The sequence below is a fragment of the Methylocaldum sp. genome, from assembly GCF_039794385.1.
GTDB lineage: Bacteria > Pseudomonadota > Gammaproteobacteria > Methylococcales > Methylococcaceae > Methylocaldum.
Window position 1 is genome coordinate 1 of the sequence record NZ_JBDIVO010000204.1, and the last position, 8,996, is coordinate 8,996.

Consider the following 8,996-nt stretch of genomic DNA (forward strand, 5'->3'; position numbering starts at 1 on the left):
AAGATTTGATATGGCATCGGCTTGGCGGTTCGAGTGACGCGGCGTCGCCGTGCTGTCCGTCATTTCACCGGCGAGCGCTGCGCAGCTAGTGCATTTTTAAACCTACTGTACGAGCACTGGCGAGTAGATACTGTTATCCGGGTCAAGTGCCATGGAGTGCTGGATCGAAGGGTTTTCCGGACTTGAGGACGCCGAAAGCGACATGGAGGAGCTTGCGCATCATGGCACCGATGATGAGCTTGGCGGGCTTACCCGAGAGCGCGAGCCGGTTCTTGAATGGCTGGCCCCAAGCGGTCTTATACAGGGTCACCATGGCCGGCATGTAGAGGGCTTTGCGCAAGAAGGCATGGCCGACTTTGGACAGCCGCGGCTTGGTTTTCACGCTCGTTCCGGACTCCTGCCGGCGCGGGTCGAGCCCGGCGAAGGCGGCGGCTTGCCGGCTATTGGCGAAGCGGCTAGGCTCGGCATAGAAGGCGAGCAGAATGGCGATGGTGCGTTCCCCGATACCGGGGATGCTCTCGAGTAATTCGCGCTTCCCTTTCAGATCGGGGTTAGAGTCGATGTGCTCATTGATGGCTTTGATCAGGCTTTTGATCTGCTGATCGAGCCAATTCAGGTGTTCTTGAATGTTGGCGCGCACCGCGTCCCGGGCGACCTCCAGGCGGTTACTTTCCTGGGTCCGCATGGCTTGCAACGCATCCAGACGCAACACGAGCGCGCGCAAGGCGACTTCGGCTTGGCTTCTCGCCTGCCAGGGAGGCGGATGGCGCTCGGCGCAAAATTCGGCGATGAGGCGCGCATCGACGGCATCGGTTTTCGTCCGGGTTAAGCGGGAAGCGGCATAGGCTTTGATTTGGGCGGGGTTGATGACGCTGACAGTGAGCCCTTGGGTAGCCAAGCATTGGGCGACGTCTTCCCAATACACCCCAGTGGCTTCCATGCAAACGTGAACATCCCGTGCCTCTGTGCCGGTGAGCCAAGTGACGAGGGTGGCGAACCCGTCTTGGGAGTTGGCGATGACTTTGGTTCGGAACTTCCCGTTGGGGAGGCGTAACGCGCAGTCCAGTTTGGCTTTGGCGACATCAATTCCGAGATAAAACGTGGGCATCATGAACCTCAAATGATCTACCTTGTGAATGCGGGCTGCCGGCATGCCGGGCCGAAGATACTGTTCGATCGCTCGATGAGGGTGAGCGACTGCTGCATCGATCTACGCAACGGGCTAGGTGTCCCAAGGGCGGGAACGGCATCCAGTCGCTCAAACCTGGAGTGCCCTCCAGGCCTGTGGTTACCGGCGGGGGAGTCTTCTCCAACCACTTCCGAACCACACGGAATTCATAATACAAGGTCGGGAATCCCTCCCAATCGCAAACGTCGCTTTAGTCGCGACCTTCCAATCGCAAACGGTCATCCCAGGAGCGCTGGGATGACCGTTTGCGATTGGAGCGCCGAAGCCGCCCTTCCCGACGCCATGCTCCGGCCGAGCGTCTTTGTCGGCAAGGGATTGCCGACCTACGACCGTGCATCCCCGTAGATCGGGAGTCCTTTCGCGACGCCACGGCCCGGCCGAGCGTCTTCGCCGGCAAGGGATTGCCGACGAATGCTTGAATCGGTTCACCCGAGCCGAAGGCGCCAACGAGTTCCGCCAAGCCTGTTTTGCCGTACGAGCGAGATGAAGACGCTCTAGTGCAAGATCTTCGGTTCGACCGTCTGAGCGGGGCTGGATCGAATTATGAAGTCGGAGAGCCACGATTGGCGGATGCTCGACGAGGTTCAAAATTCCGGGCCATTTCGGGACTTAAGGCATCGGACATACGCTGCTCGTCCGTGCTGTCGCTCTTATCCCAAAAATCATAAAAATTGAACCAATTGTAAGGCGCCTGGCGGCAGTAATGTTCCAGCCGGTCGGCGTAGTGCTGCATGAACGCCCGGATTTTTTCGTCGCGGTTTTTCCGGGAACACTCGATGCGCTCGGCCAGCAGCTCAAAGTGTACGTCGTAATCGGCGCCGCCTTTGTGGAGACAAAAGAACAGAATCACCGGAGCCTTGAACAAGTTCGCCAGCAGCACTGGCGCCGCCGGGAACCAGGCGTCCTCGCCGAGAAACCGGCACAGGACGCGCTTCTCCCCGTGTACGCTGCGGTCTCCGAGCAAGGCGACCACGCCGCCGTTAGCGATGTGCTCATCCAGCCCCAGAAGGGCGCTCGCCGTGCCTACGGGGATGATGTCCTTGAACAGATCCGGGTTCAGCGTCCTGAAAATGGCATTGATCTTGGGGGAATTTTCGCCGTAAACCAGCGCCTTGACGGAAAGCCCCCTGTGCCTCAGCCCGAGGCCGCGGAGGATTTCGAAGCTGCCGACATGGGCGCCGACCAGGAGGAATCCCTGTTTGTCCGCTATCAGCCGCTCCAGCAGATCGAATCCGTGCATCCGGATTTGAAAGAATTCGTCCCGCTCGGCGAACACGAACACCCTGTCGAGCAGAGCTTCGGCGAAAGTGTGATAGTGGCGGAACAACTCCCGGCCCGACGGTGGTCTACCGAAGATGCGTGTCAGATAGGCAGCGGAAGCTTGCCGCGCGCGGTCGGCGAAAATCAGAAAATACGCCGTGATGGGGTAGAGCAGGGCGCGGGCGATCGGCCGCCCGAGCCGCAGGGCGATCCAGACGATCGTTCGCAGCCAGAAGCCGGTGCTGCGCTCTTTTTGATTAATCCAGCTGCGGCTCATGGTGCGACTGAGGTGAACAGCAGACGCCCTTGCGCGATGCGCCGGTCGCCCGAGAAGCAGTCGAATTTCACCGATTTTTCTCCCGCATCATCGAATTGCACCCGGCACGGTTCGCCCGGACGGAGCACCGAGAGAAATTTCGCGGCAGGAATGCCGGCGAGGCGAAAGCCTGGATGGCCCGCCAGCCAGAGACAGGCGATCTCGTCCAGAATCACTACGCCGGGCACCACCGGATTGCCCGGAAAATGACCGGGCAGGGCAGGGTGGTCTGATGAAACGGTAAAGTGTGCCTCCATCGGTCTGGTTGTCGTTCGAGTTCGCCCGGCGGAATTCCGGTCAGTTCTTGGGAGCCGAGATTACGCCCGAGCGGGCGATGGTCGCGATCAAGTGGAGGATGGACGGATGGCTGTGATGCCGGTAGCGGATGCGCCGGTAGATGTACTCGGTGATGAAAAACGCGCCGACGAAGAAATAATTCACGGTGTTGGTGAATAGGAGAAAGGTTTTCACCGGAGCGAACAAGGCCAGCAACACCGATTCCAGAACCAACAGGCAGAAAAAGATCGCCCAGGCCCAGGTGAGATTGCGAGTGTAAATCCGCAAATCGTCGGGCAGCACACCCCGCCGCTCCAGCCGGGCAAAGCGTGTAATCAGCGGTTCCCGTCCCGGAGTCAGCGTCGTCAGGAATAGGCTTGCGAGTATCAGGCCGATGCCGACGGGCGAAAAATAGATCATCGCGTCCGGCCTCAGATAAAAGAGCGGCGCGCAGAGGCCTATGCCCACCGCGAAAGGCCAAAGGCGGCCTATCATGCTCGACCGGCCTTCGCCCGATAAGCGCATTGCGATCAAGATGGCCGTGAAGAGAAGAAAATCGACGAATCCAAGCCAGACCGGCGAGATGTCCGAACGGACGGCGGCAAAGGAAAAAACCGGAAACAGCGCCGCCAGGCACACGGTTAAAGCCGGTTTGATCCCCATACCTTATTTCGAACGCCGCTTTTCGATGGTGCTGGCCAGCGCCCGGAGCGAAGAGAAAATGTTAGTGACGTCCGGATCGTCCGATTTGATCTGAAGTCCGTATTTTTTGGAGATAACCAGGGAGAGTTCGAGCAGGTCTATGGAATCGAGTCCCAACCCGTCCCGGTACAGAGGTTTTTCCGGCTCGATGTGCTCGGGAATGGCTTCGAGATTCAACGATTCGACGATCATCCGTGCCAGTTCCAGTTCCATCGGGGTCAGTTGCGTGGTCATAAGCTATTGATATTCGACAGTTAGATCATTAAGGCCGATCGCCTTGGACCGGATTACGGACGGGGCAATCGAATAATGCCTTCGATTTCCAGCAAAAGGTCTCTGCGGCAAATATCGCCTTGTAGAAAGATAACCGGGCATGAAGGATTCAGGGTTTCCGCGAGCAGTCGCTTCGCGATGCCGAAATGTTCGTGATGGCGTATATAAACTTTCAACATGCTGTCTGGCCCCAATTCTTCGAGCTTGATTCGGGACTGGCCCAGCTCGTTTAGTACGGCCTGAATGTTGCTCAGCGTTTCCCGCAATTGCCCGGCCGCATCCTCGGGATGCAGGGTTTCGTGCCCTACGATGCTCGCGGTTCCCGACAGATAAAGCTGGCGTTCACCGCCGAACTCCGTCAGCGTCGCGCGCGAAAACGACGGGCTGCGCGGTCCGTATTGTAACGGATATCGATAGGCGCTCACCTGGCGCGGATTCTCGATCTGGCGTCCTGGCGCGCGGGAGGCGATGAAATAGATCCGCAGCCCTTCCGTCCCGGTCCCGATCGCGCTGGCGGCGGGCAAATCCCGGTCGAACACGTAATCGGCTTCGGCGAAGGCTTGGTGCCGCCCCAGGCAAAAGCGCTGATAGTTTTCGAGCCCAAGGTATTCGCCGTTGATCCGCGGAAGATAGTTCCACATGCGGATGAGATGGGTATAGCCGGAGACGCGGATCAGATCCAGTATCCGGCAGTACGTCCGGTAAGTCCGGGCTTCCACCGAATCCTGCTCCTGGTCGGGTAAATAAAAGCAGCCGAACAGAATATCGCCGTTGCAGGCGTAGCGTATCCCCTGATGTTCTCCGTAGCGTGCCGGCTGTGGGCTGAGCCAGACTTCGCAAAGCTTTTGTTCGTCCAAGCTGCTCATGGGCAGCGTCAGGACCGGGTACGGCGTGTCTGTACCGGATTCGGAAAAGCCATCGAAGCCGATGATTCCGAGCACGGAGGCTGGCTTCGTGTTCGTCAGACCGCTCAGGGCTTCGGCAGGAAACAGGGTGAGATAAACGGGCGGATCAAGCCTGGCGGAACGCTGTTGCGTAACGCCTAGGCTCGGATCGAAAGAGCCCATTCGTGCTGGCAAATTCATGTCGGGCGTATATGAGACGAGCTTCAGGATGCGATGTTTTGGCGTCTGCGCTTATGGGCCGCGTAGTTATTGATCGGGTCGAACAGGCTTTTCAAATAATAAATAACCTTGAACATCAAGAGTTTGGGCGCGATCGGGGTGTTCCGGAACAGGTCGCCGGCAAGCAGCGAAATGACGCCTTCCTTGATACGGAACCGGTTGTGAGGATGGATGATCAAGTCCCGCATGGCGGGTGTGGTGATGCGGTAGATGAACCAGGAAAACGTCTTCAGCCCGCGGCGCACCGATTTTTCGTACTGCTTGAGGCGTTTTTCCGCGGTTTTCGGCTCGCGCAGGATGCCGTCCACGGTCTCCGCGCCGGACATCGCGCCGTACAGCGCGAGATGGACGCCGCTGGAAAATACCGGATCGATAAAGGCGAAAGCATCGCCGATCAACAAGTAATTCTTGCCCCTCATCCGTTTGGAAGCGTACGAATAATTGCCGGTCGCGGTTACGGGCGATACCAGCCGGGCGTTTTTCAGGCGAGCTTGCACCGGCGGGCATAAGGCGATGGTGTCGAACAGGAATTGTTCGACCGGTGTCTGGCGGCCTTTCAGATAATAAGGCCAGCAGACGGCGCCAACGCTCATCAGGTCCCCCTTGAGCGGGATCATCCAAAACCAGCCGTGATCGAACCAGTAAATGCTGATATTGCCTTCGTCCCGGCCGCTTCTGCGCTCGGCTCCTTCGAAATGGCCGAAAACAGCCGCGCTGCTGTGTTTCTTGTTGCGCTCCTTGGTGCCGAGCCTGTCGGCCAAAAAGGTGTCGCGGCCCGATGCATCGACCAGGAAGCGCGGTTGCCAGACATGCTCCGCGCCGTTTTCACCGGTCGCCCTGACTTTATCCACGCGGCCTTCGTGGAATTCCACCGAAGTCACGCGGCAGCCCTCGCGAACGTCCGCGCCCTTGGCGGCGGCGTTTTTCAAGAGGATATGATCGAACTCCGCCCGCTTGACCTCGAAGGCATAGGGATGAGTTTTGTCCAGAGCCTCGCCGAACTGAAAGTCGGAGCACTTGCCGTGGTAGATGGAATCGAATTCGGCGGCGTACTTGCGAAGACCGATCTTCTCGACCTCATTCAGCACGCCCAGCCGTTCCAGGTAAGGAAGACTCAAAGGCAGCAGGGATTCGCCGATGTGAAACCTCGGATGTCGATCCTTTTCGGCCAGAACGACGCGCCAATTCTTTTCCGCCAGCAACGCCGCAATCGACGACCCGGCCGGTCCTCCCCCGATGACCAGCACATCGCATGATTCGCTCATATGAGAATTCTTGAGTTGATAAGTCAGCCCCCGAGGCCGATAAGGATAATCGGCAAGATTCGTGCTGCCAAGCCACGTTTGCAGAAGACAGGGGGCGCAGACCCGCCCGGCCGCCGGCGCGGCCGGGATCGGCCGATCAGGGACGCGCCTTTCTCAATGATCCGTCACGAGGTAGTTCCGGGTGATCGGTACGGCTCCATGCCGCTTCGCCAGCTGAAGTTGAAAAACCACCATATCGCGCCAGCGGAACGAGCCTTCGCATACCGCCAGATAAAATTCCCACATGCGGGCGAAGCGTTCTCCCATCCGCTCGACCACTTCGGCTCTATGGTTCTGGAAACGCCGAAACCATTCGCGAAGGGTATATGCATAATGCAGCCGCAACACCTCCAGGTCGGTCAGAATCAGGCCCGAGCGCTGCATTGCCGGCGACACGTCGGAAAGCAAAGGGATATAACTGCCCGGAAAAATGTGGCGCTTTATCCATGGGTTGGCAGGGCCATCCTTGTTGGTGGCGCCGATGGTATGGAGCAGTGCTATGCCGTCGGGTTTCAGCAGTTTCGCCATTTGCCGGAAGAAAGCCGGATAGTGTCGGGCTCCGACATGTTCGAACATTCCGACGCTGACGATCCGGTCATATTCTCCGGTGTGCTTCCGGTAATCTCGAAGATGGAAGCGAACCTGATCTTGAAGTCCGAGTCGTTCGGCATCGGCTTGCGCCACTCGGAGTTGCTCCCTGGAGAGCGTTACGCCGGTTACTTCGACGCCGGCTTCTTGCGCGAGGTAAACGGCTAAGCCTCCCCAGCCGCTGCCGATATCGAGGACCTGCATTCCGGGCTGTAGACGCAGCTTTCGGGCGATGAGCCGGCATTTGGCGAGTTGCGCCTCTTCGAGCGTCTGCTCGGGCGTTTCGAAATAAGCGCAGGAATAAAACAGGCGTTCATCCAGAAACCGTCGGAACAGCCATTCGTCGAGATTGTAATGATGGCTCACATTCCGGTAACTGCGGGCGATGGCGTTACCCGTTCTAACAAGCGGGTGCAACCATCGGCGGACATGCAGATAGGGTGCGGGTCCGGGTTCGGAGAAATTCCGCATCATGACCTCCATGAACGCCGGCAACGCCTCGGAGGATCCCACGTTCCAACCGCCTTCGAGATAGGTTTCGCCCAATTGAAGTTCCGGATCCCACAAGAGACGGAGCAGGGCCGAGGGGTCTAGAACATTCCAGTGCGCTTCCGGCTGCCCGGTTCCGAAGCGGCGGCTCGGACCGCCTGTAACGTGAAGATGGAGAGAGCCTTCCCGGATATGCCGGTCCAATAGTCCGGTTACGGTCTGATGCAGTATTTTTTCCAGTGCCATCGGTTTTCACTCCTTGTTCACCGCGGTACGAAAAGCCTACCCGGATAGGATATAGCCAAAAACAATGTTCCGATTCGTGTTTCCGGCGTAGGGCGGGTTGGGAGAGCATCGCAAGGGAACCGAAAAGTTCCTTTGGGACACCTCGAAAAATCTACTGCGCGACTCGATTGCTGCGTTGCGCGGTGCGCGGAATCCTCATGTACTCCATGTACACTCCGGTTCCTGTGCTCCGGGCGCCTAGCACTCGGGGCGCTCGCGACGGTTTTTCGAGGTGTCCTTTGGTGTTTCCACGCGCCGTCGTCCACCGGGCAAGGCCGCGGAATCAGTGAGTTAGGCGCGCGGAGAGTCCGGCAGCGACGGCATGGCTCGTAGCAGTGCGCGTCTAATCCACCCTATATCTGAGTGAGACAAAACGGGAAGCGACAGATGCCGAACCGCTGGAACCGGGTACGCGCCAATCGGCATCGTTCAGCGAAAAGCCTGTTCGTTTCTATAGATCGAGTTGCTGCTTGAGCAGGGCGAGCTTAAAGTCGGCAGTTTGCGATTCGGCGTTTTCCCAGGGGAAATTCGGCAGATTTTCCAGAGCGAGAATCAACCCCTCGTTCCATTTCTCGGAAAGCTGCCGGGCGAAAGGATCATCCTCGGTGAGGAACAGCCGGCGGCCTTCGGTCAGGCTGTCTCGCTCGTAGATCAACAATTCCACCGGCGGGCCGACGGTCACGTTGCTGCGTATGGTGGAGTTCATGGAGACCAGGGCGCATCGGGCGGCCCGCTCCAGGCCGATGTCCCGCTTGATGATGCGGTCCAGGATGGGCTTGCCGTATTTGGTTTCGCCGATTTGCAGGAAGGGATGTTCCCCCGATTCGTGAATGTAATTGCCCTGCGGGTAAATCATGAAGGTCTCGGGCGGGCTATGGCCCAGCTGGCCGCCGAAGATGAAGGTGGCCTCGAAGCTGGTGTTGGCGGTATCGCGGCTAGCCTGCTGGCGCTGTAGCTGGGTGCTGATCATGCCGACGTAATCCGCGGCTTCGCACATGTTGGTCGCCGTCATCAGATTGGGTACCCAGGCCTGCTCGACATCGCGATACATCTTTTTCACCACCGCCTGGGTGGTGGCGAGATTGCCGGCGGAGAGCAAGACAAAAACCCGCTCTCCCGGCCACACGAAAGTGTGCATTTTCGAATAGGTGCCGATGCTGTCCATTCCGGCATTGGTGCGGGAATCGGAG

General features: G+C 58.5%; 9 protein-coding genes. All 9 read right to left on the minus strand.

All coding sequences use genetic code 11. From position 1 onward, the window contains the following. Positions 1-142 precede the first annotated feature (142 nt). On the minus strand, positions 143-1,111 hold the full coding sequence (locus ABJK70_RS16050) for an IS110 family transposase (protein ID WP_347258465.1): 969 nt from the start codon (positions 1,109-1,111) through the stop codon (positions 143-145). Positions 1,112-1,730: 619 nt separating this feature from the next. Continuing rightward, positions 1,731-2,726, minus strand: coding sequence for a lipid A biosynthesis acyltransferase (locus ABJK70_RS16055; RefSeq protein ID WP_347258466.1), 996 nt, complete (start codon positions 2,724-2,726; stop codon positions 1,731-1,733). Next, positions 2,723-3,022, minus strand: coding sequence for a beta-hydroxyacyl-ACP dehydratase (locus ABJK70_RS16060; RefSeq protein ID WP_077731648.1), 300 nt, complete (start codon positions 3,020-3,022; stop codon positions 2,723-2,725). The genes ABJK70_RS16055 and ABJK70_RS16060 overlap by 4 nt, the downstream gene beginning before the upstream one ends. A 40-nt stretch (positions 3,023-3,062) precedes the next feature. After that, on the minus strand, positions 3,063-3,704 hold the full coding sequence (locus ABJK70_RS16065; protein WP_347258467.1) for a hypothetical protein: 642 nt from the start codon (positions 3,702-3,704) through the stop codon (positions 3,063-3,065). A gap of 3 nt (positions 3,705-3,707) precedes the next feature. After that, on the minus strand, positions 3,708-3,977 hold the full coding sequence (locus ABJK70_RS16070) for a phosphopantetheine-binding protein (RefSeq protein WP_240502592.1): 270 nt from the start codon (positions 3,975-3,977) through the stop codon (positions 3,708-3,710). 53 nt (positions 3,978-4,030) lie between these two features. Next, positions 4,031-5,083 carry a hypothetical protein gene (locus ABJK70_RS16075; protein ID WP_347258468.1) on the minus strand — a complete coding sequence of 351 codons (1,053 nt, stop codon included), beginning with the start codon at positions 5,081-5,083 and terminating at the stop codon, positions 4,031-4,033. 41 nt (positions 5,084-5,124) lie between these two features. Next, positions 5,125-6,405 (minus strand): NAD(P)/FAD-dependent oxidoreductase, encoded by a 1,281-nt coding sequence (locus tag ABJK70_RS16080; protein ID WP_086132813.1) that lies wholly within the window; start codon positions 6,403-6,405, stop codon positions 5,125-5,127. Positions 6,406-6,558: 153 nt separating this feature from the next. Next, positions 6,559-7,767 carry a cyclopropane-fatty-acyl-phospholipid synthase family protein gene (locus ABJK70_RS16085; protein WP_086132812.1) on the minus strand — a complete coding sequence of 403 codons (1,209 nt, stop codon included), beginning with the start codon at positions 7,765-7,767 and terminating at the stop codon, positions 6,559-6,561. A gap of 490 nt (positions 7,768-8,257) precedes the next feature. Then, positions 8,258-8,996, minus strand: a 739-nt coding sequence (locus ABJK70_RS16090; protein WP_347258469.1) for a hypothetical protein, incomplete at its 5' end; no start/stop codon positions are given.